Below are 25023 nucleotides of genomic sequence, written 5' to 3'. Positions count from 1 at the left end.
GACCCGAAGTCGCAGGGCTACGCCGAACGGATCCTTGCACAGACCGACGACCGCCGCGATGAACAGCGGACAGAGGTCAGCTGATGGCTGCCGAAGGTATCTTCCACAACGCGCACGAGTTGTACGCCCGACTCTTTGAGGGAGCTCCGTGGCTATGGCTTGCCACGTTCTCTTCGAAAGAACTCGCAGAGAACTACGCGAACAGCTCGGCCATCCCGTCCGAAGCTGAAACCGAGGTGAGGCCGGTATGAGTCACCTAGACAGGATCCTGCACGACGGCATCGACCGTGAAGCGTGGAAGCTCGCACGGCAACCCTGTGTCGGTGCGTCTGACGCGGCGAAGCTCGCCAAAGAGTCCTCAGTTGAATCGGTACTCAAAGAGAAGCTGACCCGGCGTGAGTGGAACGGCAACAGCTACACCGAACAAGGCCACCGTTGGGAACCAATGATGCTCGCCTGGGCAGGCATCACCCCAAACGTTGCCCTCATCCACGCCCCCGATAACCGCGGGTTCGCAGCGACACCAGACGGTGCCGATGCTACCCGTGGCGCCGAGTGCAAAGCGAAGCACAACAAGGTCGTCACTGGCCCCACATTGGGTGAATGGCGACAGGTGACATGGCAGTTCGTTGTTGTCCCTGAGTTCGAAGAGATCGAGTTCATCTGGCAGGAACTCGTCACCGACCCCGAAACCGGCCTGTGGATTCCCCGCGCTGACGAACCAAAGAGCCTCACCATCCCCCGTAATCACCCGAAGATTCTTGACCTCACGTCGAAGATTCTTCCCCTCGCAACAGACCTCCTCGACCGCCTCACCCGCGCGCTCGAATTCGAAAGAGAGATGAACGCAGCATGAGTACCGCAATCACCCAATACGTCAACGCCACCCTCGAAGAGAAGAAGTCTTATGTCCAGACGCTTACCTCCGCAGGCGAACTACTACCCAAAGGTCTATGGGCGAACACCAAAAACCCCGAGACCGGCCTGATGGAAAACCGACCGAGCCCCGGCAAGGTCATGCTCATCGTCGAAACCGGTTTGATGCTCGGACTGCACCCCATGGCAGCCCTGCGCGGCATCGATGTCATCGAGGGTAATCCCACGTTGAAGCCATCATTGATGTCGGCCCTCATCCGCCAGGCTGGACACACCCTGCGCATTGAACAGGCTGGCACTGTCGAGGGTGGCGACATCGCCGTCACATGCACGGGCATCCGATCCGACGACCCCGAGCACCCCTACGTGTATACGTGGACGCCGGCTGATGCTCTCCGTGCCGGGTTGCTCGATTCTTACGAACCGGACGCCAACGGTGTGTGGCGTGGCAAAGCGCGCTCTGACAAGGGGCACGCGAAGCCGTGGGAGGCGTACATGCCGCGTCTTCTGCGGTGGCGGTCGCTCAGCGACGTCGCGTCCGCGGGATTCGAGGACGTGCTCATGGGCATGCACTACACCGCTGAAGAGATGGGTGCCGTTGTTAACGAACGCGAAGAAGTTGAGACGGTGGACGCTGAGCTTGAGCCTACCGAGGACTGGGCAGCGCGGGTAGCCGAGGCCACCACAAAGGAGGAGTTGCAGGAGGTCAGCAAGCGCGCCGGGGTGCTTGGGGAGTACACCGATCAGGTTCGCATGCTCGTTCTTACGAAGGTGGGAAAGCTGGGCCGCGAAAGCACACCTCCCACGGAGGAAGCACCACCCGCAGCGCCCGAGCCCACTGTCGAGGATGCGGAAAGCGCAGAGCGCGACCCGGCGGAACCATCCGACGAAGAGTACGAGGCTATGGCCGCTGAGAGAGGGCAGCAGTCATGACCCAGTTCACCGACGAGAACAACACCGTCGTCTCTCCTGCGGGCGCTGAAGGCGGCACCACCGTCGACATCCTCACCCGTGGTGGTGAGCTCATCCACTTCGTTCCCGCGAACCCTGCCGAGATGGAGTACCTCATCACTGAGTTGACCACCCTCATCGAGCAGATGCCCGCGAAGATGCTCGAGCTGAACGAGGTCCGGTACGCCGCCGAGCGTGCACATTCGCGTCGTCGGGAAACTTCCCTCGCAGCGCATGCCGCAAGCATGTCGGTCACTCGTGCCCGTGCCCTCGCCAACGTGGAAGCGATGCCCGAGCTTGAGGCGTGGCACAACGCGAAAGCTGCATGGCATTACGCGGACGACACCCTCAAGGCACTCACGTCGAAGCTCTACGGGATGTTGAACGTCAACAAGGGTGTGCAGGCTGCTTACAACGGCTACGGGGGCCGACGGTGAAGGGCGCGAAGCTGCGCGAGGTCTTCGAAGACCTCGGCTTCATCGTCCTCGTCGATAAGCACAGCCAGCGGGGGCGGTTCGTGCGTCACGCCAACGGCCAACCTCTTGCTTTCTTTCAAATGGACGAAGACGGGACTTTCCGTCACGGCTGGGTTGAGCACGTTCGCGGCAACGGTCGCACGGAATGTATCGACTGGCCCGCCTTCTATCACCTTGTCTCGCACAGAACTTCAGGAGCAACACAATGACTTTGACCCTCACGACCGGGAACACCGGAAATCTCGACTATGACGAGTTCCTGCGCGACAAGGTTGCATTCGACCGCCGTTTCGGGTTCGAGGTTGCCGATGAGGACCTGTCGCCGATCATGCGCGAAGGTCACCCAGATTTTCAGCCTCACCAGGCTGCGATTGTGAAGTGGGCTGTTGCTGGTGGTCGCCGTGCGATCTTTGCCCGTTACGGCTTGGGTAAGTCGATCATGCAGCTGGAGATCATCCGGCTCATTCTGGGACGGCAGGGTGGCCGTGGGCTGATCGTGGCACCCCTTGGAGTTCGTGGTGACATCATCCGCGACGGCCGTAACCTCCTCGATCTTGAGGTTCGGTTCATTCGCCGCACCGAAGAAATCGACCCTGACTGGTCAGGCATTTACGTCACCAACTATGAGTCTGTGCGTGATGGTCGTCTCGACGTCGAACAGTTCGTTGCTGTGTCTCTCGATGAGGCTGCAGTGTTGCGTTCGTTCGGGTCGAAGACGTATCAGGAGTTCCTGCAACTGTTCGACTCTGTACCGTTCCGGTTCGTCGCGACGGCAACACCGTCTCCGAACCGGCACAAGGAACTGATTCATTACGCCGGGTTCCTCGGCATCATGGACACCGGTGCCGCCCTCACAAGGTTCTTCCACCGCGACTCTTCCAAGGCGGGGAACCTCAAGCTGTACCCGCACAAGGAGCGCGAGTTTTGGCTGTGGCTGAACACCTGGGCTTGTTTTCTGCAGCGTCCCTCTGACCTTGGATTCTCTGACGAGGGTTATGATCTGCCGCCGCTTCTTGTGGAGTGGGAAGAGGTCGCGATCGACATGCTCTCTGATCAGGTTGAGCGGGACGGTCAGGCTGTGCTTGTGCGTGGCGGGGCTATGTCTCTCGTTGGTGCCGCACGTGAGAAGCGGAACACGTTGACGTCGCGAGTTGCCCGCATGATGGCACTCGTCGCTGAACACACCGAACAGTCGCCGGGTGAGCAGATCATCCTCTGGTGCGACCTCAACGACGAACAGCACCTCATTGAGCAGGCGTTAACGTCCGTCGGTGTCACCTTCTCGTCTGTGCACGGTGGTCTTAGTGATGACGAGCATGAGCGCCGCCTTGATGAGTGGCGCGATGGTAAGACGACCGCTCTTGTCGGTAAGCCGGTGCAGCTCGGTAAGGGCCTGAATTTGCAGCAGGCGTCCGTGTCGATCTTCGTTGGCGTGACTCACAAATTCGAGCAGACAGTGCAAGCTGTGCACCGTATCCACCGGTTCGGACAAAAGAAGCAGTGCCGTGTGCATCTGATCTTTGCCGAGTCAGAGTCTGAGGTGCGCGGCACGTTGGAGCATAAGTGGCGTGAGCACGACGAGCTCACCGAAACCATGTCCGACATTCTGCGCGAGCACGGTCTGAACCCAACATCGATCAGTACCGAACTGACCCGGGCGATGGGTGTTGAGCGTGAAGCGTTCACCGGTGATGCGTGGACGGTTGCCCTGAATGATTCTGTCGTTGAGGCGCGCGATCATATGGAAGAGAACTCCGTCGGTCTGATCGTGACATCGATCCCATTCGGGAATCACTACGAGTATTCACCGAACTATGCCGACTTCGGCCACACGGACGACAACGATCATTTCTGGTGGCAGAACGACTACCTCACACCTTCACTGTTCAAAGTGTTGCAACCGGGCCGCATCATGGCTGTGCATGTGAAAGACCGGATGCTGTTCGGATCCGTCACCGGCAAGGGCCGCTACACGGTGTCTCCGCTGCATGCGGAAGCTATCGCGCACTACACACAGCATGGTTTCGACTACTACGGGATGATCACCGTCACCACAGATGTTGTGCGGGAGAACAACCAGACGTACCGCCTGTCGTACACGAAGATGCTGAAGGATCACGGGCCCATCGGTGTTGGCTCCCCCGAGTATGTGTTGCTGTTTGGGAAACCTCAGACGAATCGTGCTGTCGGGTGGACTGACGAACGGATCGTGAAAGAGCGGGAAGCGTACTCGGTTGGGCAGTGGCAGATTGATGCCGCCGCTGACTGGCGTGTGTCAGGCGACCGCTACCTGACTGTTGACGAGCTTGCTGCGCTTGACCCTGAGACTCGGCAACGAATCTTCACGAAGCAGTCACAGGGCAACGTTTACGACTACGACGCACATGTGGAGCTTGCGACAACTCTCGCCGCCCGTAACGCCCTCCCTGGGACATTCGCGGCCCTCGTGCCCGGGTCGTGGCACCCGGATGTGTGGACTGACATTCTCCGCATTGACGCACTCAATTCGGAGCAGAAGAAGCGGGATGTTGAGAACCACATCTGCCCCTTCCCTCTGGATATTCCGCGCCGCCTTATCAACATGTATTCAAACCCGGGTGATCTGGTTTATGACCCGTTCGGCGGGATCGGCTCCACAGCACTGTGTGCGGTGCAGGCAGGGCGTAGGGCGTACTCGTCGGAGCTGAACCCAGCATCTGTCGCTGATTCGCTGGTGTATCTGCGCCGGCATGATGCGCGCGCATCGGTGCCCACTCTGTTCGACCTCGACGCTCTTGAAGGAGATGCAGCATGAGCACCGCAACGCTCACCCCGGTCGGCTACAAGCAGCCCACAGTCCCGTGGAACGGTCTCACCGTAACGGACTTGTTCTGTGGCGCCGGCGGATCATCGTCCGGACTTGTTGACGCAGGGTTCAAGGTCGTTACCGCTGCGAACCACTGGCAGCAGGCGATCGATTCCCACCAGATCAACCATCCCGAAACGGATCACTCGAGTGCGGACATTTCACAGGTGAACCCGGGCTACTTCCAGCGCACGGACATCCTTTGGGCGTCGCCGGAGTGCACGAACCATTCCGTGGCAAAGGGCGTGAAGCGGCAGCGCGCCGTAAACGAGGCCCTGTTCGACCTCGATGGCACCGCACCGCTTCCCGACGAGGCCGCCAACCGTTCCCGCGCGACCATGTATGACGTGCCTCGGTTTGCTGAGCACCACCAGTACAGGGCGATCATCATTGAGAACGTTGTTGATGCGTACAGGTGGGTGCCATTCCCCGCCTGGCTGATGACGATGGAACTTCTTGGTTATGAGCACGAGCTTGTGTGGCTCAACAGCATGCACGCACAGGCTGTAGGTCTCCCCGCCCCGCAGTCTCGTGACCGCATGTACATCGTGTTCTGGCGTAAGGGTGAGCGTAAACCGAACATCGGCAAGTGGACCCGCCCGCAAGCGTTCTGCGAGAACCACGGCATGGTGTCAGCAGTGCAGGCTTTCAAGAAGGCTGAACGTTGGGGCCGCTACCGCGCCCAGTACGTCTACCGTTGCCCGAGCTGCGCGACCATCATCGAACCCGCATGGTTGCCTGCTGCGTCAGCGATTGACTGGTCCATCCCGGGCGAGCGCATTGGTGACAAGAAACGTCCCCTCGCGGATAAGACGCGTGCGCGCATCGAGAAAGGGATCGAACGGTACTGGAAGCCGATCGTAGTCGCCGCTGCTGGCAACACCTATGACTCCGTATCGGGCAAGGGCGGAAGCTATCTGCGTGCGTGGCCTGCTGACCAGGCTCTTCGCACGCAGAACGGCACTGCCGAGTATGGCATCGCTGTCCCGCCGCTGATCACGGATGGCATCCACGGTGAAGGCACGGTCCAGTCTGGCCGCGACCCGATGCATACGCAGACGACCGCGCAGACGAAGGGTGTTGCTTATTCGCCGCTGATGATCCCTGTAGAGGGTCGTGAGGGTAAGTCGGCGTCGATTGCGAGTGATCCGGCGCGCACGCAGTCAACCCGCAATGAGACTGCGATCGCGTTTCCGCCGTTCCTTGCGCAGTTTCGGCAGCGTGAGCGCACTCTTGATCCGGCACGCGAGCCACTGACCACTGTTGTGGCTGACGGTGCGGGCCAGGCGTTGATCGTTCCGCTCCGCAATAACGGTGTGACGAAGCCCGCGACACAGCCGATCGACACGGTGTCGGCGGGCGGCAACCACCACGCCCTCGTCATGCGAAACAACACGGCGCGAGGAAATCCCGCACAGATGTCAACGCCGGTGACAGAGTCGCTCCGAACGCTTACAGCCAACGGCGCAGGCCAGTCGCTCCTCGTGCCCTATTACGGTGCGTCCGAGGCTGGGAAGCCAACCAGTGACCCGCACGGCACCCTCACAACCACGGACCGGTATGGGCTTGTGGAGTCGGAGATCAGCCTCGATGTTGACGACGTCCTGTTCCGGATGCTCACCCCGAACGAGATCAAAGTGGGCATGGCGTTCGCGCACGACTACTACTTGGGCGGGACGAAGCGGGAGCAGGTCAAACAAGCTGGTAATGCTGTCACGCCGCCAGCAGCTCGCGATTTGGGTATGGCTGTTGCTGAAGCTCTCAACGGTATTGATGTGGAGCGTGCAGCATGAGAACCCTGAATTTGTGGCCGCGTGAGTTCTCCCCCACTGCGCGCCGTCTGATCGTTTCCCGTTCCGGTGGCGTTTGCGAAGGATGCGGGGTGGCTCCTGCTGCCGAAATTCATCACCGTCTGTTCAAGTCGAGGTTGGGGTTCGGGAATCCAGCAAACGGGCTACATGTGTGCGGATTCGGCAACAACCAAAACGACGGCTGCCACGGCACAGCCCATGGAGGGTACATCGGTGAGTCACTTGGTTGGTCGATCCGTTCAGGTTTCGACCCCCTCCTGGTGCCCACATTTCGTCGCGTGGATTCTACGTGGTGGCGGTTCGATGACGCCGGTGACAAGGAGCAAATCAACCCTCTGACAGCTACCGAATATTTGGTACTGATCGGGGCAATACGAGATGGAGTGATGAGGTAATGGCGCTGCCATGGTTCAGGGCGGATACCAATCTGCCGACGCACGACAAGATCCTCGAGCTACTTGGGAAGTCACCGAAGGGTAAGGGTGCCGCTTTCGTGTACGTCTGCTCGTTGGCGTACGCAGCCGGGCATGACACTTCGGGGATGATCAAGCGGGCTGCGCTGCCGTTCGTGCATGGCACCCCGATTGAGGCTCGACTGCTTGCTGAGGTGCGCTTGTGGGATGTCGTCGAGGGTGGGTGGCAGATCCGCAACTGGGGTACCCGCCAGTTGGTTGGTGCGGAGTCGCAGGCCATTCACGACACAGCCGTTGAGAACGGTCGACGTGGTGGCCATGCGAAAGCGAAGCGGGTAGCAAATGTCTAGCAACCCGCCTAGCAACGCTGTAGCGAATCCCGATTCAGCTAGCCGTTTGCTCCTAGCACGGACGGACGGACGGACTTACGGACGACTTACTCACCCCACAGAGATATCTCTCGTTCCTGAACGCGCAGGAGAAAACGAGGGGATGAATGTCGAGAAGTGGGTGATTCGGAAGCGATTCTCGTTCATGTGGGGTTCGCCTGGTGAGTATTGGCGTGTCTCTCACCCGTCGATTCCTCAGGGTCGCCCGTTGCATGGTTCGGTGCATTTCGGATCGTTCGCTGACGCTATCGGCTATGTAGACGCGAAGGTCGAACGATCGGCGCTCGTGGAGGCCTCAGCATGACGCTCTCAACGAAGACTCCCCGGGCAGCGCGGGCGAAGGCTCAACGGTTGACATCAATCCTTGAGTCTCATGCTGCGTGGGAGCGCCGCACGTTGGCTGATCTTCGTGGGGCCGGTTTCAACTTCACAACGGTGGATCAAGCGTTCCGTTATCTGGCAGCTCAGCGCACGTTGGCGCGGATGTCTGCTGACGAGCTGGTGCAGTTCGTCGCCAATTATCAACCGATTACAGAGAAAGAAGGATCTAACAGCGGACGTTCATGAGCATGATTTTTGGCGGAAGCCTGGGGGCACGTTGGAGTGTTCTTGTGGTCATTCGAAGCGGCCGTTAGCGAAAGCGGTGGTCGAGATTCCTCAGGCGTGGGTGTTTGAGGACACGGCGTTGTTCGTAGTCGCGCCAATCTTCAGGCTCGTTCATTTCCTGATTGAAGACGGGAACGCGGCGCTCGCGGCGGCTGGGTTGGATGTGCGTCTTGAGCCTGATGTGGTGCGTTCGTCTGCGGCGTCGACGGTGTGGGTTGATCCTGCGTTTGTCGCTGGTGACCACTGGCCGCATTGGGCTGTGGCGGATGTTGCGGTTGATGGTTGGGTGCGGTTGTTGCGTATCGAGCTTGAGGGCCTTGAGCCGCCAGTTGCCGAGTACGCAGTTCGAGATGTCCAGGGGAATCTTCTCGCCGAGAACGATGAGGATCGGTGCACGGTCTGCATCGGGCCGGTGGGTGACGATAGCCGGCGGTGTGAGCGTTTGGCGTTGCCTTTGCACAACACTCACCTTGTTGGGGATCTGTATTACCTTCCGACGAATGCTGCGCAGCTCAGCGCGGTCATTGGCGGTGAGCTCGCATGACTAACGGTGCAGTTGAGCAGTGGTTGATCACGGCTCCGCAGACGGTGTTCGAGGCGTTGATGGAGGTTGCGCAGGAGCGTGCTCGTCAGGATGCGCGGTGGGGTGTGCAGAATCATCCGGATGGTACGGGTCCGGAGACGATGCCTTTGTATGCGGCGACGGCGACGGGGTTCGCTGACGACGATGAGGCTCACTTCATTCGGGATGTGATGTGTGGTCGTACTGATTGGCGTTTCAAGACGTTGGCGGATCGTCCTGGTACTTGGGCTGACGTTTTGCTTGAGGAGGTTTTCGAGGTGATGGCTGAGGATGATCCGGCGAAGTTGGTTGGGGAGTTGACTCAGGTTGCTGCTGTTGCGGTGGCGTGGATTGAGGCGATTGAGCGTAGGTTGCGTGAGTCGGGGCCGAGCGCATGAGTCGGTTAGAGAGTGCGGAGCTCACGAAGCAGATCGTGGGGGTGTGCCGGGATGCGGTGGAGCATTTTGGGCGTGCGGTGTCTGCGGAGCAGCGGGTGTACATCTTGCATTCGCAGCGGTGTGTGGACACCCAGCCTGATCTGCGTAAGTGTCCGTTCTCGGTGGCTCTTGATCTGGGTATTGATGAGGATGCGTGGTGTCTTCACGAGGATGTGCCGGTGCTGCTTTCGATCTGTCCTGACAACGATGATCTGTTGCCGAACCCATTGCCAGAATCGCAAGCCTCAGTGGAGGCCGTCCGTGGTTAGCCGAAGGAACGCGGTTTACATCTGTGGTGGCGACGACCGCCCCGGCCCACGTGAGTCGTGCCCAAACGCTCTTCATGACTGGCCGTTACCTGCTGGCTATGGAGACGCAGCGACAGCGGCAAGCTCGCGTCTCAGTCGTGGGTGGGTGAATAAGCGTTGTCCCGATTGTCATTTGTACGGTTGGGTTCCGGGTCGATTCAAGGGTGAAGTACCTACCCGCATGGGACCGCATGATTCACAGGCTGCTGATGCGCGGTTCCTGGCGATCGCAGCAATGAACCCGATTGATGCTGACTTGCTGGATAGGGCAAGGCGTCACAACGGCGGGTATCTCCCGCTTGGCCATTTGTTCATTGGCGTCGCTGGGCATCCTGACGACGACGAATGCACGTATAGGGCAGACGGCACGGACGAGACCTATTGCGGTGAGCCAGAAGCCAACCACGACCCGCACGATTCAGAGGCAGGCGGCCTAGATGACTGCCCTGCTTGTGATGCGTCGCTCGCTTCTTGCAGTCGGTCGAATGTGTGCTGTGCCGATTGCACTCACGCAGCGAATTGGCCACCACGCCAACCGCACGATTCAGAGACAGGAACTAAGCGATGAAAGCCGACCTCGCAATTCTCATTTGTGATTCCGAGACCGGGTGTGATGACTGGATTGTCGATCATCGCGCTCAGGGTGTGACGAACTGGAAAGAAGTAATGCCGACCGGGTGGGAATACGACCCCGACCGCGACGAGGCACTATGCCCGGAGCACGCCCCTAAATCGCACGATTCAGAGTCGGGAGACGAATCATGAAACACCGCATGAAACTGACGCTTCAGCAGCGTAATGGAGTGCTGCAAAAGCTGGTGTGTGTCGATCATGAATCTCGAGGATGCGGGTACGTCGAGACGTTCAATTGGGATCAGGTTGCGGCGATGGAATCGTACGTCGGTCCTGTCGTGGAACTTGCGGAGTTCGACGTTGACTTCACCATCATCGGCTCAGAGAGCGGGATTGAAGAATGGAAGATTCCGCGCGTCGATGAACCGCCCGCTTCAGAGTCAGGAGCAAGCGCATGAGTGTTCACAGGCTGGTGGTTGTTGCAGATGGTGGAGAGCTTCGCCTTGAGCTCCGTTGCACTGCTGTCAAGGGTGCAGATTGCCGTCAGCGTCCGACCGATGACCGTGAGTCGTGGAATGTTGGCGATCCCGGGCTAGTCGATGGTGATTGCTGGGCTGTTGATTACATCGCAGCAGGCGGCTTCGCTGATTCGGTGTTCATGTACGAGGACGGGGTGGTTGCGAGTGTCCCTGTGAACGTCGACTACGACGAAGCCGTGAACTTGTCTCTGGCTTTGGAAGACATCCCTCTAGAAGGGCTGTCACTCGCAGACGGGATAGCCGCAGCGAGCCGCCTAACCCGAGCTGCAACAAATTCCGCGGCGCTCGCGGAATCAATCGAGAAGGATACAGAGGTAGAACTGTGAGCTATTGGCCTGACGGTATGAAGGTGCAGCCGATTGTGGAGTGGCCGGGCGTGTTGACTCGTGATCGTCTGCGGTCGAATTTTGCCTCGTCTCAGTCGGCGACGTTGCAGGTGCTGCGTCGTGAGCTGGGGCAGTTGGGGGCGAAGGATGTGCTCTTGCAGATTGCGATCCCGCGTGAGGCTTTCCGTTTGGATGGATTCCCGAGGTCGACCGCGAAACCGGCGCATCCAGGTCTGATTCTGACGTTGGATTCGAAGTTTGGGCCGTTGTCGTATCCGTGTGACACGTTCACGCGGTGGGAGGACAATCTGCGTGCGATCGCGTTGGCGTTGGAGGCGTTGCGCAAGGTGGATCGTTACGGGGTTACGAAGCGCGGCGAGCAGTACCGGGGCTTCTTGGCGATCGAGGGTGCAACGCCGCTGCCGTCTGGATTCACCACAGACAAGGGTGCCCGCGAGTTCTTGCTGAATGCGGTTCCTGAAGGCTTCCGCAATGTCCCGACGACGCGTGAGTTGGTGCGTGCGGCTAAGCGTGCGACGCATCCGGACTTGGGCGGCGATGGTGAGGTCTTCCAGCGTGTGGTGCTGGCGGAAAAGTTTCTACAGGAAAACGGAGGGCTGTGATGGCCGGCGAGACAGTAATAACAGTGGTGGGCCATCTCACTGCGGATCCAGAGTTGCGGTTCACCCAGGGCGGCTTGGCGGTGGCGAACTTCACGATCGCGTCGACGCCGAGGAACTTTGATCGTGCGTCGAATGAGTGGAAGGACGGCGAGGCGTTGTTCTTGCGTGCGTCGTGCTGGCGTGAGTTCGCGGAGCATGTGGCTGGAACCTTGACGAAGGGCAGCCGCGTTATTGCGCAAGGTCGTCTCCGTCAGCGTTCCTACGAAACCAAAGAGGGCGAAAAGCGCACGAGCATGGAGTTCGAGGTGGATGAGATTGGTCCCAGCCTCCGCTATGCGACTGCTCAGGTGGTTCGTGCTCCGCGTGATGGTGGGCAGTCATCGGTGCAGCAGCGTGAGCCTCAGGCGCCGGTGTTGGGGGCTCAGGAGTCGTGGTCGCCGCCTGCTGGTGATTATTCGGGTGATGTGTGGAACACCCCCAGTAACTACTCCGACGAGACGCCGTTCTGATGGCTGAGTCAAGACCGGTAGGTCACACACGTAACGCCTGGCTTCCTGCTTCTGGTGGGGATCCGCGACAGTCCCGACACTGTGGCAAGTGTCGTAACCCATGGGCACTATCTGAGGGCTGTATCTGCCCCTGTCACACAAACGACCAGAAAGAAGCCGCCTGAAATGAATGAAGTATCTAACGCCGACCTGATCACTAAGGCGCGCAAGTGGAATGACACCATTGGAAATCCTTTTGAGCGGGGCATCATGACCAACGCCGACGTGTCAGAGGCGGTTCAAGCCATCGAGCGCGCTCTAACAGCTTTGGAGCGTGTGACCGTACCGAGCGAGAACGAACGGGAAGCGCTGGGCGAAGTCCTTGCTTTGGTTGGTGACCATGACGGTTGCCATCAAAGGGTTCGAGACTGGGAAGCGCAGGATGAGTGGGAACGTGAAGCGCAACCGGACGAAGAGCCGCATGGTGATCGCGAAGAGGCGGAGTGGTGGAACAAGCGTGCGGACGCTGCTCTTGCTTGGCTCGCTGTCCGTCTCCCTGTCCCGGTAGAGCCGACTGCTGAGGCTATCGAGTCGCTGGCTTTCGTAATCGAGGAGGCGTGGGGAAACCCGAATTGGGGCGGCAGAATGTTGCGTCCCATCGACCGCACTATCGCCAAAGCAGTGCTCAAACATCTCGCCCCCGTACCGCACGAGACAGGAGAGAAGCGATGAGCAGCGTTAGCGAACCCCTTGAAATAAATTACGGCGACTACACGATCGCACCCCTCGTCCGCGTCGGGCTTGATGAGGAAGGGCTGCCGTTAGCTATCCGTCACACCACTGACGGGTGGCGCTTCTCACATGTGTGCCGCTCGACTCGCACGGGCAATAGGTTCCGGATTGCCCCGCTACTGACGAATGTCGGGCAGTCAGGCGGCCACCAGATTGTAAGCGAGTACCCGTTGCATATTGAGCCGTCGATTCTTTGCTCGGACTGTGGCACGCACGGGTTCGTGCGACTAGGAAAATGGGTTAGCGCATGAGTGACAACGAGTACACGCCGACCACCGAAGAGGTTTTGGACTTCGTCCTTGTCGGTGGCCAACAGCAGCACCCACATATTGACGACAAGCGAACCGAAGAAGCGTTCAACCGCTGGCTTGCCGATCATGACCGGGAGGTCACGGCGAGGGCGCTTCGCGATGCAGCCGCGCGTTACAACGACGAGACGCATCCCGAGAGCATGCGGTGGAATCCGTTGACTGCGGGAAGTGACGACTTCGAGGGCATCCTGCTCAGGTACGCCGACATCGTACTGGAACCGCGCACACCCGAAGGAGAGAACAATGGCTGAGCTATTTCTTGTGAAGCACCGAATGCCACCATCTTGGGACGGTCAACGGGTGACGTGGGAACCATTCGAGGAACAAACACCCGTGAACATCTGCCCGCCTCCGAAAACCGAACGGTGCAGTTGTGGGGACAACCGCCCACCAATGGTCACAACAGGGCTCAGATACCCACTCCCAGGCGAACTGACCGACAGCACCCGCCCCAAAATGGGCCGATTCGGTCGATGGGTGCATCTGCCGACACGTGTACCAGCGTGGCCTCTGCGTGACCTTCACGCATTTCGTTGCCAAGGATGTCGCGAAACCACCGTGTTCGACATGCGCACCGATGAGTGGTGGACGTTAGACGAGGACGACTACACCCCACAAGGCAGCACCCGCCCACCCGAATGGACCGGTGGCCTATTCGACTTGCTGCCCACCGACACGAAAGGCCAGTCATGACCCGCCCCATCGAAAATCAACTCTCCACCGCCCGCTACACCCTCACCCAATTCATCGCCCAAATTGAAGAATTCGAAAACATGAACCGCGAACAACGCCGCACAGAACGCGGACGCGACCTCACCGCAAGGATCGACGGCCTCCGTACCGGCCGTGCTACATGGGAACAACGCATCACCGACCTGCAAAACGAACACGACCAGGAGACACCATGACCGAGAGCGCAACATTCCAGCAGCTCCTCGAGAAGCTCACCGCTGAACACCTCGTGCCGGTGACAAGAGAATCGGGCAATACCCTCATGCCCCAGAAGGGACTCCTCCAGCAGCTTCGTGAGGCAGTGTTCTCCGGGATGGAGAACACCGGAGGTGGCGCATCGTTCGGATCGAAACCACCCATCGACGCTGCCGCCACTGACCTCCTCACCGAAATCACCAACCAAGCCACCGAAGCTCTCGCCTCCGTGTCCAACATCCCCACCCCGTACGGACACGCCGAAGCATATGTGCGCCTGTGGGCTGGTCAAACCCGTGACGACAAAATGGTCACCGTATCCACCCGCATGCCAGTCGACAACCCGACCGAAGGGCAACCAGCCGTATTCGACCAACTCACCCAGCTCACCTCCTACGAGCTCCTCGCCCGTTGGGTGGAACGTATCGAGGACTTCTTCAACCCTCCCTCATCCCGCGAAATTCAAGCACCCTGCCCACACTGCAACAACCGATACGTGTACCGACAGAAAGACGGTCAGCACGTTCGCTCAGCAGCCCTCAACTTCCACCGCAGCAGGGAAACAGGAGAAACCAGCGAAGCGAGATGCTCAGCATGCGGTGTCGCATGGACACCCGACCTGTTCGAACACCTCGCCGTCGTACTCGGAGGCAAAACCTCCGACCAAGTACGCGACGAATGGGCAGCCAAAGACGCCGCCGAAGCCGAGAGCAAAGCACGGAAAGCCAAAACACGAGCAAAACAAGAACACGCCGACACGCCGAAATAACAATGGTGTAATTCCTGACCGTTTCATGGCATAATTGCAAGTGCTCGGCACGAGTCTGCCTAGCCACACACTTCGCTAAGAAAGGCCAGCATCTTCGGGTGCTGGCCTTCTTTCGTTTAACAACTTCCGACCGCCGACGCGGCCAACTAGCCTCCCAGAGAGTGCACACCTCGCGACGATGTTCGGAACACCCTCCCCGCCTATCCCCGGTAGTCGCTCTCCGGTCTGGTTGCAGCCCGTGCAAGTCGGGCCGGGAACACACTTCGGCAGTTCCGCGTCAACGCTGAAAAGGAATCACAGGCGAAGGACACCAGCTACGAGCACCACCCGTTACCTTTCTCGGGTCGAGGTGTACCTGCGTAGGCCTGCCGAACCCTACAACCCCGAGGCCAAGCCTCATCCGAACGCGTCCAGGCGACGCAACGAGGTGAACCTTATGGCCAGAGGAAGACCAGTCGCCCCCGAGCTACGTGCGCGCATCATCGAGCTGATCAAGTCTGGCATGGCTCGGAACGCTATCGCTCGCGAAGTGACCATCGCCCCATCAGCGGTCACTCGCATTGCGCAGGAGGAAGAACTCACCTTCGACCGAGGGCCAACCGCTGCTGCTGTTGCTGCTCGTCAGATGGACATGAAGGCTCGACGTGTCGAGTTGATTGAGGAGTTGATGTCGAAGGCTGCCGATCATCTGGTGGCGATCGATCAGCCGTTCCTTGCGTTCAACTTCGGTGGCAAAGAGAACTCCTATGAGGAGCATCAACTCGATCGGGCGCCGACTGGTGACCTGCTGAATCTGCACCGTGCGACGTCGTTGGCGTTGAAGGATGCCCGCGATCTGATCCGTGATGATGACGATGAGGGTGTTGGTGAGGCGGAGTCGTTGCTGATGAACCTCATCCTCGAGTTGGGGCTGCAGGATGACTGACGAGCTTCTCACTATTGATGGTGAGCCGTTACCGGAGATGTCGACGCTTGGCCCGCAGCAGATTCGTTCATTGAAGGAGTCTCGGGCGCGCATCAACATTTTTGAGGGCGCGATCCGTTCAGGTAAGACGATCGTTTCTTTGTTGCGGTTTCTCATGGCGGTCATGTTTGCTCGTGGTGGTGTGATTGTTGTCATCGCCCGCACACGTGACTCGGCATACCGGAACGTGTTCGAACCACTCATGGACACAGCACTATTCGGGCCCCTCGCGAAGCTTGTGCACTACACAGCCGGCGCACCTACAGGCCGCATCATGGGCCGCACAGTTCATGTGCTCGGCGCGAATGACAAGAAGGCTGAGAAAGTTCTCCGTGGTCTGACCGTTGCTCTTGCCTACGTGGATGAGATCACTGTCATCCCTGAGGAGTTCTTCACACAACTCCTTGGACGCATGTCACCCCCCGGCGCGAAGCTGTTCGGGACAACGAACCCTGACAGCCCCGCACACTGGCTGAAAGCAAAGTTCCTCGACCGCATCGGCCTTGACCTCAAGAACTGGCGCACCTGGCACTTCACCCTCGATGACAACCCGGGCTTGTCTGAGGAATACAAGAACCAAGTCAAGTCCGAATTCACCGGACTCTAGTACAAACGTTTCATCCTTGGCGAGTGGGTTGCTGCTGAGGGTGCGATCTACGACATGTGGGAGCAGTCGAAGCACACCATCCCATGGGATGACCTTCCGCAGATGCGTGAGTTGCTGTGCTGTGCGATTGACTACGGCACCACGAACCCCACCGTTGCAGGCATCCTCGCCATCAGCGCCGAAACTGACGCGTACGGCCGTCCTGCACCTCGCCTGTTCATGGTTGATGAGTGGACGTACGACTCGAAGATCAGCCACGCGAAACTTACCGACTCGGAACTGTCGAAGCAAATGCGGGCATGGTTGGACGCCGGCGGACATACACCGATCGACACGTACCCGCCGATGAAACCGCGGTACACGATCCTTGACCCGTCTGCTGCATCGTTCAGGGTGCAACTCTCACAGGATGGCCTCATCTCCACTCAAGCCGACAACGAGGTCCTGTACGGCATCCGCACTGTCGCATCTTTGCTTGGTGCCGGGAAGCTGCTCATCGCACGCCCGACGGAGAAGAACCCGACCCGCGGCTGCCCCCGCTTCATCCAAGAAGCACCCGGTTACGCGTGGAATCCCGAAGCCACGCTCAAGGGCAAGGACGAGCCGCTGAAGGTTGCTGACCATTCCCTTGACCAGAACCGTTATGGCGTTGTCACGACCGAGAACATCTGGCGTCAACACATCAAGCTCGCAGCCTAGGAGGCCTCATGGTAAACGCTGACCAGTGGCCACCCTCCCCTTTCCACATTGCGGGCGCACGCTACAACGAGCACCGCGCCTGGTGGGCAGGCGACATGGCCACCATCAAAGCGATCTACTCCGGCACGGGTGTCGCAACACATCTGCATAAGGGTGTTGCGCACCGTGGTGGTGTTATTGGTGGGCTGTCGAAGATGTTTTGGGGGCAACCTGTCGCTGAGGGTGAGAACCGCACCCAATTGCACTTGCCTCTCCCTGCTGATGTTGCACAGAAGTCATCGTCACTGTTGTTTGGTGAAGCACCCCGCATTGAGCTCCCCGATTTCGAGGACAAGAACAAGCCCGCGCAGAAACGTCTCGACCTGATCATGCGTTCCGACGAGTCCCACTCGCAGCTCCTCATCGCTGGCGAGTACGCTTCCGCTCTTGGCGGCGCCTACCTTGCCCCAGTGTGGGACACCGAGGTTGCTGACCATGTGTTCCCGAAGGCGTACCGTGCTGATGTAGCGATCCCCACGTTCCGTCATGGTCGCCTCTCATCGGTGAAGCTGTGGACTGAGTACCGCACAGACAACGCAAACATCATCTTTCGCCTCATCGAGGAGCACACGGCTGGTCTAATCCGGTACACCCTCCACAAGGGTGGCGAGAACATTCTCGGTCACGCTGTGCCCATCACTGAGCACACGGAAACTGCCTACCTTTCAGACTTGATCTCCCCTGTGGAGTATTTAGCTCTCGCCACTGACGGTAAGTACACGGTCAGTGTTGCGACAGGTGTTCCCGAGATGGCTGTCTCGTACATCCCCAACATGCTGCCTAACCCGGATTGGGAACAGTTCGGGCCTCTCGCATCGGTTGGTCGTTCCGATTTCCTCGGCAACGAACCTGTGTTCGACAAGGTTGACCAGATGTGGTCGTCGTTGTTCCGTGATGTTGATAACGGGCAGGGTCGCCTCACTGTCCCTGAGTCGTACCTTGAGACTGCTGGTGTTGGTAAGGGTGCCACGTTTGATGTGTACCGCCAGGTGTATTCGGGTATCAACGCGCTCGGAAAATCCGGTGACTCTTTGGCGTCGCAGATCACACAAACTCAGTTCGATATTCGGGATGAAACACACCTGAACATCATTGATGCTCTCGAGCGTCGGGTGTTGCGCACGATTGGCCTGTCCCCGAAGGAATTTGGGAAGGTTCAACCCTCCGGCAACAAGACTGCTACCGAGGTGAACGACGACAGAAGCGAATCTGAGGCCACACGAGACGTGAAGGGCATCCACGCCCGACCTGCTCTCGCAAAGCTCGCACGCATCTCGCTAGCTATCGATGGTGTGGTGTTCCCGGGTAAGGGTGGCGGCGAATTTGACCCTCCTGAGGTTACGTTCGCGAAGATTTCACAGGAAGACCCTGAGAAGCGGGCACGCACGTTACAAATCCTTGACATGGCTCGCGCTATCTCTCTTGAAGCGCGGGTGCGTGAACGGGTACGTGACGACAACTTGACTGAGACTGAGATCAAGGAAGAGATCGCCAGAGTGCAGAAGGAACAGGGCACACCTGCCCCGGATCCTGCCACCTTCACCGGCGACGAAGAACCTGACGAGGAAGTCCTGCCGTGACCGCCGAGACTAAAGCCGCGCTCGACGACGCGATAGCCGCCCACATCACCTCCGAAACTGAAGGGGTCATGCTCACCGGATATGTGCTTCAGTGCGCTGGCCAGTCAGTCGAGAACCTCGAATCCCGCCAGACAACGATGATGTGGGACTGCCTTGACGGTCAGCCCATCTACGTCAGCCTTGGCCTTGCTCGCGCGCTCACCCTCAACATTGATGATTTCCACACAGCGATTGATGATGACGAGGACTAACTGTGCCCGTCTATGTGCCAGACCTTGAGAACCTTGCACCTGCCGCTGATCTGATCGAGGAACTCGGTGCTGAACTTGCCGCCCGGTACGCCGGCGCTGAGGATGAACTGATTCGTGAGGTCGCGAGACGTTCCTACCGTGACATGGCGTTGCAGCAGAAGCTCGCCACCGCGACACTGACTGCCGAGCAGACTAAAGCACTCATTGATCGGAGAGCGCAGAACCGTGCGTTTGCTGAACTTGCCGCATACCGTGCCCAATCCATTCGGGAGTTGCAGTTCCTCGCGATCGAGGTCACCGACAAACTGCGCCGTGCAGGGCTCGCACAGGAACTCATCGACATCGCCGCGAAAGAAGGCGAGGCTGCTGCCGCCGCACGGTTGCGAATGGCATCACGACTCCCCCAAACCAGCGCACTGACCGGCACAGCAACACAGGCTGTTGCCGCACTCACCATCGACTTGGGTTCACGCCTTGAGGCGATGCACCTGCGCATCTCCCGCTACCCGCAAGACGCATACCAGACGGTCATCTCGTTCACCGCGTCAACACAGATCCTCACCGGGCAGACGATGAAGGTTGCACAAGCTCAGGCTGTGCAACAGTTCCTGTCACAGGGCATCACCGGGTTCGTAGATCGACGTGGCCGCAACTGGCGCATCGGCTCCTACGCAGAAATGGCGGGACGCACTGCTGTACGTCGTGCCTACGAAGACGCCGGCACATGGCGGATGCAGCAATCAGGTTTGAAACTTGTCACCATCGTTGGTGGGATTGACGCCTGCAAGCTGTGCGCCCCATGGATTGGGAAAATTCTTTCCACCAACGGGCAGACCGGTGTTATCCAAATGCCTCACGCTACGGAAGACCGAATGGTGTCAATCACCATTGCGGGGACACTTGACCAGGCGAAGGCTGCAGGGTGGGGGCACCCGAATTGTCGCGATAGAGCGGTCGCCTATTTGCCCGGCCTGTCGAACCCTCAAAAAGGTGTCGAGTACTCCCCCGAGCGGGAAAAGGAACGCGCGAAACAACGCGAACTCGAGCGCGACATCCGTGCAGCTAAACGTGACGCTGTCACTGCTGGTGATGATGTTTCCCGCCGTCGTGCACAGCGTGTAGTGCGGGAGCGCCAAGCAAGCATGCGTGGGTTTATCAACGACACCGGCCGGAACAGGTCGAACTACCGCGAGCAACTGCATTTCGCAGACGGCAAATAGCCACCACACACGTCCTGCAAGAGCAGGCGATCCACCCAACTCGGCCAGGCGCCGCGAAGGAGTACAACCGTGTCTATCCAGACCAGCATTATCCCTGCCCAGCGTGACGTTGACGGCATGGCCGTTGTTGGGCGTACGAAGCATCAGCTCATGGGCATCCGTTACGGCGAGGGCGAAGGTGGAGACAGTGGCGATGCTGCCGCTCAAGCCGCTGCCGCGAAAGCAACTGCTGACGCTGCTGACGCTGCTGACGCGAAACCGCCGTGGGGCGACGACCCCACCAAGTTCGACCCGGACAAAGCGTGGAAGCTCATCCAAAACGTGAAGGGCGACGTCGAGAAGCAGCGACTCAAGTTCGAAGCCGACCTCGCCACCGCCTCGAAGACCGCTGCCGAGCAGGGTGCGAAGGATGCACTCGCGAACTTCGCCAAGCTTCTCTCCGGTGACGAGGCCATCGAGACTGACCCTGTGAAGTTGCAGGCTCGAGTAACGGAACTCACCACCAAGGTGTCCGATCAAGACGCCACCCTCACTACCGCACAAGCTGCAGCGAAAGCTGGCCAGATCTCTACACAGGTCGCCATCCTCGCGCACGGTCTTGGCGGTTCCCCGAAACTGCTTCTCGCTAACGAGAAGTTCAAAGCTTCCATCGCGTCGGTAGAGCCGACGGATGAAGCGGCTATCGCAGCCATCATCACCGCCGAGTTGCAGGCCAACCCGGCGTTGAAAGCCACCCCACCTAGCTCAGGTAGCCAAGGACATCAGGGAGGCAGTGTCCCCGACCTTGAGGCTCTTCTCGCGAAGGCCACGAAAGACGGGGATGTCGCATCATCCATCACGCTCAAGCGCCGCATTGCGGCAGCGAAGGCATCCGCCTAAACCCTAGGAGTCAACATGCCCGGAATTACCGGTCAAGGCACCACATACAACCTGCCCAACTTCGTAGGTGAACTGTTCCAGATCACCCCCGAAGCTACCCCTCTGCTCTCAGCCATCGGTGGCCTCACCGGTGGTGTCTCGGTGAAGTCGACTGAGAAGGAATGGCAGATCGAGGATCTTCGCGATAACGACCAGAACGTTGCGCTTGAGGGCGCGAACGCTCCGGCCGGGCAGTCGCGAGTCCGCTCCAATGTCACGAACGTGGCCGAGATTCACCACTCTGCGGTGGAAACTTCGTACACGAAGCAGGGCACACAGAACCAGACCACCACGGCTGGTGTTGAGGGCACAAACCCGATCGCCAACGAGCATGATCACCAGGTCATGAACGAGCTGAAGGCTGTCGCGAAGGACGTGAACCATGCGTTCTGGAACGGCGAGTACCACAAGCCCGCCAACAACACCGAAGAGCGCCGCACCCGCGGTCTGTTGCAGGCGATCTCCACGAACAAGGTGATCTACAGCAACGGCGGTGTTGAGCTCGGAGCAACCGTGCCCGGCACGTCCGCGACGGACACCATCACGATGACTCACAGCTTCACCGCTGGTGACAAGGTTGTGTTCACCGCTCGTGGTGCTCTCAAGAGCATCGTCATCGGTCGGGTGTACTTCGTGCAGTCGGTATCCACGACCGTTTCCTTCAAGATCGCGGCGACCCTCGGTGGTGCAGCGATCACGGTCGGCACCGGCACCGGCATCAAGGCCATTCCGGTCTCGACGACGGCGCCCACGCTGAACACCTACAACGGGTTGTTCCAGAAGGCGTACGACAACGGCGGGCTCGGTGATGTGGTCAACGCCACCATCGCGTGCAACTCCTCGCAGAAGCGGAACCTCACCGCTACCTACGCGGACGCGTACGCGAAGTCCGACCCGATGGCCGGAACCCGAAACGTGGGTGGTGTGAACCTCACCACGATCGAGACGGACTTCGGAACGCTCAACATCATGCTGGATCGTCAGCTTCCGCAGGATGCTCTTGCGATTGTTTCGCTTGAGCAGCTTGCACCGTTCTTCCTCGAAGTTGAGGGGCAAGGTCACTTCTTTGAAGAGCCTCTGGCCAAGGTCGGCGCTGCGACTCGTTCGCAGCTGTACGGCGAGATCGGTCTGATTTACGGAAACGAGAAGGCTCACGCTCAGTTACGTGGCCTCCCGGTCTTCGACTAGACCGCCCCAGAGCGGGCGACCAGTTACACGGTCGCCCGCTCCCCGCCTCACAGATCCAAGGAGGACATCTTGTCTAACACGTTCAAGTCTGTCGCTAAGCCGACGACGTTCATTACCGTTGACGAGAGCTGGGAGCAGCTCCCGCACCCGGGCGATTGGGAACTCGTCGTCAAGCAGACCGCCGCTGAGAAGAAGGCGGAAAAGAAAGCCCTCGATGCGGAAGCCAAGCGCATCGCTGAGCTTCCCATCCACGCCGGTGAAACGGTCAAGCTCAACGAGGATGCCCTCACTGCGGCACTCGAGATGCCTGACGCAACACCAGAAGCACTCGAAATGGCCACCGCCTGGCGTGGTGTTGTTGCTGAGGTTCTCCACGACGAAGATGCGGACACTGATGTGGCCGTTTTCGAAGAAGAAACACCGCCAGCACCCATCGACTCGCTCGAGGTTGTCCCCGCCGAGTAACCCTCGTGGGGTCGCGGCAGTTCCTCCCTGTCGCGACCTCGCACCCCTCCCACACTCTCTGATCGGAGCATCATGGCACGCATCACCCACCCGCACCCGAAGGCTGGTAAGCAGACCTTTGCTGGTGTCACTTTCCGTGACGGGTTCGCTGACGTTGACGATCTCCACCCTGAGGTTCGCGCGGCGCTCGTGCTGCACGGGTACACGTTCGAAGACACGCTGCACGGCTACTCAGAGGAGTCCCCGTTCGAGGCGCTCCCTGACGCGGTAGAGGGCGACACAACAGACCACGTTTCTGAGCCATCGAAACGTTCCCGCAAGGGAAAGACCGCGAAGCCCGCAAAAGCCGCTGAGCAGGGCACCGTGCCCACTGATGGCCCGTTCGGGATCGTAGAGATGCCTGACGGCACAATCATTGGCGACGGCAAGTCCCTTGCGACTCTCCCCGCCAGCCCTGAGGAATAGACCATGGCACAGCGTGTGTACGCCACAGCGATCGACTACGCCGCACTGGCTGAGGAACCCGCCGACGTTGAACTGCCGGTCCTGAACAAACGACTCCGTGCGGCATCCTCCGAAGTTGACGGCCTCACCCGTCTGTCGCGGTACGACGTCGATGAGGACAACTTTCCCACGGATGCCACGATCTCTGATGCGTTCAAGGAAGCAACGTGCGCGATTGTCGAGTTCTGGGAAGAGACCGGCGATGTGCGCGGCGCTGATGCTGCACAAGGTGCGGTGAAGATCGGCTCTGTGTCACTCGGCACCACCAGCAGCACCCAGCAGGGCCTCAGCTCACGCGAGAAACTCGTTCAACGTATCGGTGAAGGTGCTGTGACCATCCTCACAAATGCGGGTCTTATATCCGCGACTGTCTACCACTCGTAGGGGGAGCTCATGGCCCGCCTCCGCAAGAAGCACCTACCACACCGCATCATCATCACCCGCCTCACTGGTGAGAGTGCTGAGGGTGTCACCTACGCCGACCCAGTAACCGATGTGCCCGCCTATGTGGAGCAGAAGTCGAAGCTGGTTGTTGACCGGCGTTCATCGTCGCCCACGGTAGGGCAAGAGATCACCGCCGCGACGTTCATCGTCCTGCTCACTGACGATGATGTGCTGCCCACCTCGAAGGTTACGGTAGGCATCGGCACAGCGCGCGAGCGTGAGGCCGAGGTCATCACGTCGGAGTTCTACGACTACCCGCGCACACCCAGCCACGTAGAGGCGTGGACGACATGAATGACATCAGCGCACAAGTTGCTGTCACTCTCAACTTCAATGCCGTTGTTGCGGAAATTCTCATGGGTGCTGTGCGTGGACAGAACATGGCTGGTGAACGTGGGCTCGCGCTCTCTTCTGAACAAGTCCCGTTCGACAATGGCGACCTTTCCGAATCAGGGCAGGTCGTCAACGCGGAGCAGATCGGCGAATCGACACAGATCGTCTATGACCGCCCGCAGGCTGCACGCCTCCACGAGCACCCCGAATACAATTTTTCGACCGACAGCAACCCCGGCGCCAAGGGCAAATACCTTGAGGACCCGATGATGCAGAACGTTGAGGAGTTCCGGAACATCGTTGCGAAGGGAGCTGGCGGTGCCTGATTCCTACCCAGTCCTCTTCGAGCGTGCCCTTGCGCAGCATCTGGACGACATCGAACTTGGTTTGTACAAGCCCACTGCCGTGTACACGCCTGCTGAGGCGACACTTGAACGGCCCGCAATTGTTTCAGGCCCAGACCTGCCCACCACTCTCGACAACGTCATTGCGCTCACCACCCTCGACCCGCTCCGTGACGGCCGTGCGAATCTCACCCACCGCATCCAGATCCTTTCCCGACTCAAGGGCACAAGGGTGCAGGCCCGCAACCTCGCATGGAACCTTGCGACAGCTCTTGACCATAAGCAGGGAATCCCGGCTGGGTTCAATGTGTCGTGGGTGTCGCTGTTCTCGCAACTGACGTTCACGAAAGACGCGAACGGTCGCTATTCGACCGCACAGACGTTCTACTTCCGAGGCCGTCGCCCGCTCTCCTAAGCACCAACAAGACCACCCCTCCTCAGAGAG

General features: G+C 59.3%; 36 protein-coding genes. All 36 read left to right on the top strand.

From position 1 onward, the window contains the following. The first annotated feature begins 83 nt into the window (after positions 1-83). A complete protein-coding gene (locus AC061P_RS02640; RefSeq protein WP_480391755.1) occupies positions 84-251 on the top strand; it encodes a hypothetical protein in 168 nt (55 codons plus the stop codon). Then, entirely contained in the window at positions 248-856 is a 609-nt protein-coding gene (locus tag AC061P_RS02635) for a hypothetical protein (protein ID WP_480391754.1), read from the top strand. Before AC061P_RS02640 ends, AC061P_RS02635 begins: the two co-directional genes overlap by 4 nt. Beyond that, the gene (locus AC061P_RS02630; RefSeq protein WP_480391753.1) at positions 853-1809 is read left to right on the top strand and encodes a hypothetical protein; all 957 of its coding nucleotides are present in this window, start codon (positions 853-855) and stop codon (positions 1807-1809) included. The genes AC061P_RS02635 and AC061P_RS02630 overlap by 4 nt, the downstream gene beginning before the upstream one ends. Beyond that, on the top strand, positions 1806-2264 hold the full coding sequence (locus AC061P_RS02625) for a hypothetical protein (RefSeq protein WP_480391752.1): 459 nt from the start codon (positions 1806-1808) through the stop codon (positions 2262-2264). Before AC061P_RS02630 ends, AC061P_RS02625 begins: the two co-directional genes overlap by 4 nt. Further along, entirely contained in the window at positions 2261-2512 is a 252-nt protein-coding gene (locus tag AC061P_RS02620) for a hypothetical protein (RefSeq protein WP_480391751.1), read from the top strand. Before AC061P_RS02625 ends, AC061P_RS02620 begins: the two co-directional genes overlap by 4 nt. Further along, on the top strand, positions 2509-5097 hold the full coding sequence (locus AC061P_RS02615; protein ID WP_480391750.1) for a DNA methyltransferase: 2589 nt from the start codon (positions 2509-2511) through the stop codon (positions 5095-5097). The genes AC061P_RS02620 and AC061P_RS02615 overlap by 4 nt, the downstream gene beginning before the upstream one ends. Then, on the top strand, positions 5094-6941 hold the full coding sequence (locus AC061P_RS02610; protein ID WP_480391749.1) for a DNA cytosine methyltransferase: 1848 nt from the start codon (positions 5094-5096) through the stop codon (positions 6939-6941). Before AC061P_RS02615 ends, AC061P_RS02610 begins: the two co-directional genes overlap by 4 nt. Positions 6942-7353: 412 nt before the next feature. Further along, complete coding sequence (locus AC061P_RS02605) at positions 7354-7722, top strand: hypothetical protein (protein WP_480391748.1); 369 nt, start codon at positions 7354-7356, stop codon at positions 7720-7722. Positions 7723-7864: 142 nt separating this feature from the next. After that, positions 7865-8065, top strand: a complete 201-nt coding sequence (locus AC061P_RS02600; RefSeq protein ID WP_480391747.1) for a hypothetical protein — start codon at positions 7865-7867, stop codon at positions 8063-8065. After that, positions 8062-8328, top strand: coding sequence for a hypothetical protein (locus AC061P_RS02595; RefSeq protein ID WP_480391746.1), 267 nt, complete (start codon positions 8062-8064; stop codon positions 8326-8328). Before AC061P_RS02600 ends, AC061P_RS02595 begins: the two co-directional genes overlap by 4 nt. A 76-nt stretch (positions 8329-8404) precedes the next feature. Further along, positions 8405-8911: a hypothetical protein gene (locus AC061P_RS02590; RefSeq protein WP_480391014.1), complete on the top strand. Its 507-nt coding sequence runs from the start codon at positions 8405-8407 to the stop codon at positions 8909-8911. Then, on the top strand, positions 8908-9327 hold the full coding sequence (locus AC061P_RS02585; RefSeq protein ID WP_480391745.1) for a hypothetical protein: 420 nt from the start codon (positions 8908-8910) through the stop codon (positions 9325-9327). The genes AC061P_RS02590 and AC061P_RS02585 overlap by 4 nt, the downstream gene beginning before the upstream one ends. After that, positions 9324-9635 carry a hypothetical protein gene (locus tag AC061P_RS02580; protein WP_480391744.1) on the top strand — a complete coding sequence of 104 codons (312 nt, stop codon included), beginning with the start codon at positions 9324-9326 and terminating at the stop codon, positions 9633-9635. Before AC061P_RS02585 ends, AC061P_RS02580 begins: the two co-directional genes overlap by 4 nt. 603 nt (positions 9636-10238) lie before the next feature. Then, entirely contained in the window at positions 10239-10439 is a 201-nt protein-coding gene (locus tag AC061P_RS02575; protein ID WP_480391743.1) for a hypothetical protein, read from the top strand. Continuing rightward, complete coding sequence (locus AC061P_RS02570) at positions 10436-10705, top strand: hypothetical protein (RefSeq protein WP_480391742.1); 270 nt, start codon at positions 10436-10438, stop codon at positions 10703-10705. Before AC061P_RS02575 ends, AC061P_RS02570 begins: the two co-directional genes overlap by 4 nt. Further along, positions 10702-11112: a hypothetical protein gene (locus tag AC061P_RS02565; RefSeq protein WP_480391741.1), complete on the top strand. Its 411-nt coding sequence runs from the start codon at positions 10702-10704 to the stop codon at positions 11110-11112. Before AC061P_RS02570 ends, AC061P_RS02565 begins: the two co-directional genes overlap by 4 nt. Continuing rightward, positions 11109-11735 carry a hypothetical protein gene (locus AC061P_RS02560; RefSeq protein WP_480391740.1) on the top strand — a complete coding sequence of 209 codons (627 nt, stop codon included), beginning with the start codon at positions 11109-11111 and terminating at the stop codon, positions 11733-11735. Before AC061P_RS02565 ends, AC061P_RS02560 begins: the two co-directional genes overlap by 4 nt. Continuing rightward, complete coding sequence (locus AC061P_RS02555; RefSeq protein WP_480391739.1) at positions 11735-12244, top strand: single-stranded DNA-binding protein; 510 nt, start codon at positions 11735-11737, stop codon at positions 12242-12244. Before AC061P_RS02560 ends, AC061P_RS02555 begins: the two co-directional genes overlap by 1 nt. Positions 12245-12409: 165 nt before the next feature. After that, positions 12410-12955 (top strand): hypothetical protein, encoded by a 546-nt coding sequence (locus AC061P_RS02550; RefSeq protein WP_480391738.1) that lies wholly within the window; start codon positions 12410-12412, stop codon positions 12953-12955. Between the two features lie 307 nt (positions 12956-13262). Then, positions 13263-13577, top strand: a complete 315-nt coding sequence (locus AC061P_RS02545; protein ID WP_480391737.1) for a hypothetical protein — start codon at positions 13263-13265, stop codon at positions 13575-13577. A 438-nt stretch (positions 13578-14015) separates the two neighbouring features. Beyond that, on the top strand, positions 14016-14234 hold the full coding sequence (locus tag AC061P_RS02540) for a hypothetical protein (protein WP_480391736.1): 219 nt from the start codon (positions 14016-14018) through the stop codon (positions 14232-14234). Next, the gene (locus AC061P_RS02535) at positions 14231-15022 is read left to right on the top strand and encodes a DUF7340 domain-containing protein (protein WP_480391735.1); all 792 of its coding nucleotides are present in this window, start codon (positions 14231-14233) and stop codon (positions 15020-15022) included. The genes AC061P_RS02540 and AC061P_RS02535 overlap by 4 nt, the downstream gene beginning before the upstream one ends. A gap of 436 nt (positions 15023-15458) precedes the next feature. Continuing rightward, positions 15459-15947 (top strand): hypothetical protein, encoded by a 489-nt coding sequence (locus AC061P_RS02530; protein ID WP_480391734.1) that lies wholly within the window; start codon positions 15459-15461, stop codon positions 15945-15947. Beyond that, positions 15940-16593 carry a phage terminase large subunit gene (locus AC061P_RS02525; RefSeq protein ID WP_480391733.1) on the top strand — a complete coding sequence of 218 codons (654 nt, stop codon included), beginning with the start codon at positions 15940-15942 and terminating at the stop codon, positions 16591-16593. The genes AC061P_RS02530 and AC061P_RS02525 overlap by 8 nt, the downstream gene beginning before the upstream one ends. Before the next feature lie 54 nt (positions 16594-16647). Next, positions 16648-17292 (top strand): hypothetical protein, encoded by a 645-nt coding sequence (locus AC061P_RS02520; RefSeq protein WP_480391732.1) that lies wholly within the window; start codon positions 16648-16650, stop codon positions 17290-17292. Positions 17293-17300: 8 nt separating this feature from the next. Then, positions 17301-18911 (top strand): phage portal protein, encoded by a 1611-nt coding sequence (locus AC061P_RS02515; RefSeq protein ID WP_480391731.1) that lies wholly within the window; start codon positions 17301-17303, stop codon positions 18909-18911. After that, a complete protein-coding gene (locus tag AC061P_RS02510; RefSeq protein WP_480391730.1) occupies positions 18908-19162 on the top strand; it encodes a hypothetical protein in 255 nt (84 codons plus the stop codon). Before AC061P_RS02515 ends, AC061P_RS02510 begins: the two co-directional genes overlap by 4 nt. Positions 19163-19164: 2 nt before the next feature. Beyond that, positions 19165-20382, top strand: a complete 1218-nt coding sequence (locus tag AC061P_RS02505) for a phage minor capsid protein (RefSeq protein WP_480391729.1) — start codon at positions 19165-19167, stop codon at positions 20380-20382. Between the two features lie 69 nt (positions 20383-20451). Next, a complete protein-coding gene (locus AC061P_RS02500; RefSeq protein ID WP_480391728.1) occupies positions 20452-21261 on the top strand; it encodes a hypothetical protein in 810 nt (269 codons plus the stop codon). Positions 21262-21276: 15 nt separating this feature from the next. After that, the gene (locus tag AC061P_RS02495) at positions 21277-22488 is read left to right on the top strand and encodes an SU10 major capsid protein (RefSeq protein ID WP_480391727.1); all 1212 of its coding nucleotides are present in this window, start codon (positions 21277-21279) and stop codon (positions 22486-22488) included. A gap of 69 nt (positions 22489-22557) precedes the next feature. After that, the gene (locus AC061P_RS02490) at positions 22558-22953 is read left to right on the top strand and encodes a hypothetical protein (protein ID WP_480391726.1); all 396 of its coding nucleotides are present in this window, start codon (positions 22558-22560) and stop codon (positions 22951-22953) included. A 72-nt stretch (positions 22954-23025) separates the two neighbouring features. Beyond that, positions 23026-23418, top strand: coding sequence for a hypothetical protein (locus AC061P_RS02485; protein ID WP_480391725.1), 393 nt, complete (start codon positions 23026-23028; stop codon positions 23416-23418). A 3-nt stretch (positions 23419-23421) separates the two neighbouring features. Continuing rightward, entirely contained in the window at positions 23422-23841 is a 420-nt protein-coding gene (locus AC061P_RS02480) for a head-tail connector protein (protein ID WP_480391724.1), read from the top strand. A gap of 9 nt (positions 23842-23850) precedes the next feature. Next, positions 23851-24195: a hypothetical protein gene (locus tag AC061P_RS02475; RefSeq protein WP_480391723.1), complete on the top strand. Its 345-nt coding sequence runs from the start codon at positions 23851-23853 to the stop codon at positions 24193-24195. After that, the gene (locus AC061P_RS02470; RefSeq protein WP_480391722.1) at positions 24192-24560 is read left to right on the top strand and encodes a hypothetical protein; all 369 of its coding nucleotides are present in this window, start codon (positions 24192-24194) and stop codon (positions 24558-24560) included. The genes AC061P_RS02475 and AC061P_RS02470 overlap by 4 nt, the downstream gene beginning before the upstream one ends. Continuing rightward, positions 24553-24993 (top strand): hypothetical protein, encoded by a 441-nt coding sequence (locus AC061P_RS02465; protein ID WP_480391721.1) that lies wholly within the window; start codon positions 24553-24555, stop codon positions 24991-24993. Before AC061P_RS02470 ends, AC061P_RS02465 begins: the two co-directional genes overlap by 8 nt. The last annotated feature ends 30 nt before the right edge of the window (positions 24994-25023 follow it).

This window comes from Rhodoglobus sp. G.S.4 (assembly GCF_056619605.1).
The sequence above is the reverse complement of the archived record's forward strand: the minus strand, read 5'-3'. Positions and strand labels throughout refer to the sequence as shown.

What these genes read in the sequence shown, in the direction of transcription:
- AC061P_RS02545 (WP_480391737.1), top strand. Translation starts at nt 13,263, where the DNA reads ATGAGTGACAACGAGTACACGCCGACCACCGAAGAGGTTTTGGACTTC.
- AC061P_RS02635 (WP_480391754.1), top strand. Translation starts at nt 248, where the DNA reads ATGAGTCACCTAGACAGGATCCTGCACGACGGCATCGACCGTGAAGCG.
- AC061P_RS02485 (WP_480391725.1), top strand. Translation starts at nt 23,026, where the DNA reads ATGGCACGCATCACCCACCCGCACCCGAAGGCTGGTAAGCAGACCTTT.
- AC061P_RS02570 (WP_480391742.1), top strand. Translation starts at nt 10,436, where the DNA reads ATGAAACACCGCATGAAACTGACGCTTCAGCAGCGTAATGGAGTGCTG.
- AC061P_RS02630 (WP_480391753.1), top strand. Translation starts at nt 853, where the DNA reads ATGAGTACCGCAATCACCCAATACGTCAACGCCACCCTCGAAGAGAAG.
- AC061P_RS02625 (WP_480391752.1), top strand. Translation starts at nt 1,806, where the DNA reads ATGACCCAGTTCACCGACGAGAACAACACCGTCGTCTCTCCTGCGGGC.
- AC061P_RS02610 (WP_480391749.1), top strand. Translation starts at nt 5,094, where the DNA reads ATGAGCACCGCAACGCTCACCCCGGTCGGCTACAAGCAGCCCACAGTC.
- AC061P_RS02525 (WP_480391733.1), top strand. Translation starts at nt 15,940, where the DNA reads ATGACTGACGAGCTTCTCACTATTGATGGTGAGCCGTTACCGGAGATG.
- AC061P_RS02580 (WP_480391744.1), top strand. Translation starts at nt 9,324, where the DNA reads ATGAGTCGGTTAGAGAGTGCGGAGCTCACGAAGCAGATCGTGGGGGTG.
- AC061P_RS02530 (WP_480391734.1), top strand. Translation starts at nt 15,459, where the DNA reads ATGGCCAGAGGAAGACCAGTCGCCCCCGAGCTACGTGCGCGCATCATC.
- AC061P_RS02605 (WP_480391748.1), top strand. Translation starts at nt 7,354, where the DNA reads ATGGCGCTGCCATGGTTCAGGGCGGATACCAATCTGCCGACGCACGAC.
- AC061P_RS02540 (WP_480391736.1), top strand. Translation starts at nt 14,016, where the DNA reads ATGACCCGCCCCATCGAAAATCAACTCTCCACCGCCCGCTACACCCTC.
- AC061P_RS02480 (WP_480391724.1), top strand. Translation starts at nt 23,422, where the DNA reads ATGGCACAGCGTGTGTACGCCACAGCGATCGACTACGCCGCACTGGCT.
- AC061P_RS02535 (WP_480391735.1), top strand. Translation starts at nt 14,231, where the DNA reads ATGACCGAGAGCGCAACATTCCAGCAGCTCCTCGAGAAGCTCACCGCT.
- AC061P_RS02515 (WP_480391731.1), top strand. Translation starts at nt 17,301, where the DNA reads ATGGTAAACGCTGACCAGTGGCCACCCTCCCCTTTCCACATTGCGGGC.
- AC061P_RS02520 (WP_480391732.1), top strand. Translation starts at nt 16,648, where the DNA reads ATGTGGGAGCAGTCGAAGCACACCATCCCATGGGATGACCTTCCGCAG.
- AC061P_RS02475 (WP_480391723.1), top strand. Translation starts at nt 23,851, where the DNA reads ATGGCCCGCCTCCGCAAGAAGCACCTACCACACCGCATCATCATCACC.
- AC061P_RS02565 (WP_480391741.1), top strand. Translation starts at nt 10,702, where the DNA reads ATGAGTGTTCACAGGCTGGTGGTTGTTGCAGATGGTGGAGAGCTTCGC.
- AC061P_RS02615 (WP_480391750.1), top strand. Translation starts at nt 2,509, where the DNA reads ATGACTTTGACCCTCACGACCGGGAACACCGGAAATCTCGACTATGAC.
- AC061P_RS02585 (WP_480391745.1), top strand. Translation starts at nt 8,908, where the DNA reads ATGACTAACGGTGCAGTTGAGCAGTGGTTGATCACGGCTCCGCAGACG.
- AC061P_RS02640 (WP_480391755.1), top strand. Translation starts at nt 84, where the DNA reads ATGGCTGCCGAAGGTATCTTCCACAACGCGCACGAGTTGTACGCCCGA.
- AC061P_RS02495 (WP_480391727.1), top strand. Translation starts at nt 21,277, where the DNA reads ATGCCCGGAATTACCGGTCAAGGCACCACATACAACCTGCCCAACTTC.
- AC061P_RS02470 (WP_480391722.1), top strand. Translation starts at nt 24,192, where the DNA reads ATGAATGACATCAGCGCACAAGTTGCTGTCACTCTCAACTTCAATGCC.
- AC061P_RS02550 (WP_480391738.1), top strand. Translation starts at nt 12,410, where the DNA reads ATGAATGAAGTATCTAACGCCGACCTGATCACTAAGGCGCGCAAGTGG.
- AC061P_RS02555 (WP_480391739.1), top strand. Translation starts at nt 11,735, where the DNA reads ATGGCCGGCGAGACAGTAATAACAGTGGTGGGCCATCTCACTGCGGAT.
- AC061P_RS02575 (WP_480391743.1), top strand. Translation starts at nt 10,239, where the DNA reads ATGAAAGCCGACCTCGCAATTCTCATTTGTGATTCCGAGACCGGGTGT.
- AC061P_RS02595 (WP_480391746.1), top strand. Translation starts at nt 8,062, where the DNA reads ATGACGCTCTCAACGAAGACTCCCCGGGCAGCGCGGGCGAAGGCTCAA.
- AC061P_RS02600 (WP_480391747.1), top strand. Translation starts at nt 7,865, where the DNA reads ATGAATGTCGAGAAGTGGGTGATTCGGAAGCGATTCTCGTTCATGTGG.